This window comes from Acidisoma sp. 7E03, from assembly GCF_054665075.1.
Window position 1 is genome coordinate 1 of the sequence record NZ_BAAFHE010000046.1, and the last position, 1799, is coordinate 1799.

Consider the following 1799-nt stretch of genomic DNA (forward strand, 5'->3'; position numbering starts at 1 on the left):
CTATGATCGCCCACTCTTGGTCCGTCAGATCGCCACGCACGCGCCAGCCTCCGCAAAGGCCAGCTTTGAATCACGAACGGCCCTCGCAGGAAAGTCCTTTTGTCAACAGATCCTAGTATCTTCGCCCACCCAGGCTGTGAGAACGGTGGAGATGCGACTGCTCGAGTAGCCCCAACTCCCGTCGGCTTTGTCAGGTTGGTGCGTTGGAAGCAAATCGGGGGCGGCGACAGTTGCAAGATCATGCGGACGGCGAAGCTGAAAGTGAGAATGAATGCGGCTATGAGCGGATAGGAAGCGCTGTGCCGGACTTTCCGATTTGAACCGCTGCATCTGTCGTTCTCGTCGTCGTGTCGGTTGGTGCGAAACCTCGGCCTATTGATTTCCGTTGGGATCTGACCCGGGCGTTCCATCGAGAATTGACCCAGGTGATTTATGTTTTTGGGTCAGGATGTCGTCAAGGGAAGGGTCTTCTCCTTTCGCTTTTGGGTTTTCTGCGCGGAGCTATTCCTGAAGCGGAAGCTGTCGTTGCCGGTCTCCAGGATGTGGCAGTGGTGCGTAAGACGATCCAGCAGGGCCGTGGTCATCTTGGCGTCGCCAAAGACGCTGGACCACTCGCTGAAGCTGAGGTTGGTGGTGATGACAACACTGGTGCGCTCGTAAAGCTTGCCGAGCAGATGGAACAGCAAAGCGCCTCCTGAGGCGCTGAACGGCAGGTAGCCGAGCTCATCGAGGACCACGAGGTCGGAGTGGATGAGACGCGCCGCGATCTGCCCGGCACGACCCTGCGCTTTCTCCTGCTGGCCCCACAGGGCCCGGCAGCGGTCCTCGAGCCAGACGTTCAATGCGTCCAGGCTCTCCATGGGTGGCGCCGTCTGCCAGAGGCGGTGGCGAGCATCCTGAACGTTCTTCTCGACCTGGCCCTTCTCCCAGCCCGCGGCCGGATTACAGAACTCCGGCTCGAAGAGATAATGGCTGGTCATCGCCTGGAAGCGCATGTTGATGATGCGCGCCTTGCCGCGGCCGACCTTGTCCACGGCCGTGCGCATGTTGTCGTAGATCCCGAGCCGCGGCACGCCCCCCAAAACCCGGAACGCATGATTATGCGCATCGAACAGCATCTCATGGGTCTGGAGCTGATGGGCACGGATAATGAAGGCTCGGCTGTAGCTAAGCTTGGTGTGTGCGACCTGCAGCTTGACGCGCGCACCGCCGATCACGGCATGATCCTCGCTCCAGTCGAACTGGAAGGCTTCGCCTGGCGCGAACGCCAGCGGCACAAAGATACCCCGTCCGCTCGTCTGCTGTAGGCGCTGGCATTCCTCACGCCAGACCCGGGCAAAAGCCGCCACCCGGTTATAGGACCCGTCATACCCCAGGGCGACAAGATCAAGGTAAAGCTGGCGAAGCGTACCTTTCCGCTTCCGCGATCGCCCGGCCTCTCGCTTGAGCCAGGCCGTCAACTGCTCCGAGAACGCATCCAGCTTGCTCGGCCGATCAGGAAGCTTGAACTTCGGCTCCACTGTCCCGGCCCGAAGATATTTGCGTACCGTATTCCGCGATACGCCCGTTCGGCGCGAAATCTCACGGATCGGCACATGCTCCCGCAGATGCCAGCGGCGGATGATGCTCAGAAATGCCATGTCCAACACTCCATGCGCCTCCGCCAAAACACGACAGAAGCACGTTGAAACATGGGTCAAATCTCGGCTCTTCCGCATAAAGCGTGCAAATCGACTGGCTAGTGCGAGTGAAGGATCCGGGCGCGGAGGAGTTGGAATCCAGCTCGTCCATACATGGTG

Annotated in this window: 1 protein-coding gene and 1 pseudogene; both read right to left on the reverse strand. The window is 60.0% G+C overall.

Features of this window, described 5'->3' with window-relative positions:
• Nucleotides 1–243: 243 nt before the first annotated feature.
• Nucleotides 244–372: pseudogene (locus ACYQ6W_RS22570) on the reverse strand (IS6 family transposase); the annotation flags it as partial.
• Nucleotides 373–443: 71 nt separating this feature from the next.
• Nucleotides 444–1640, reverse strand: a complete 1197-nt coding sequence (gene istA, locus ACYQ6W_RS22575; protein ID WP_459678537.1) for an IS21 family transposase — start codon at nt 1638–1640, stop codon at nt 444–446.
• Between the last annotated feature and the right edge of the window lie 159 nt (nt 1641–1799).

Coding starts and splice junctions, on each gene's coding strand:
- istA (WP_459678537.1), bottom strand. CDS start 1,640: ATGGCATTTCTGAGCATCATCCGCCGCTGGCATCTGCGGGAGCATGTG.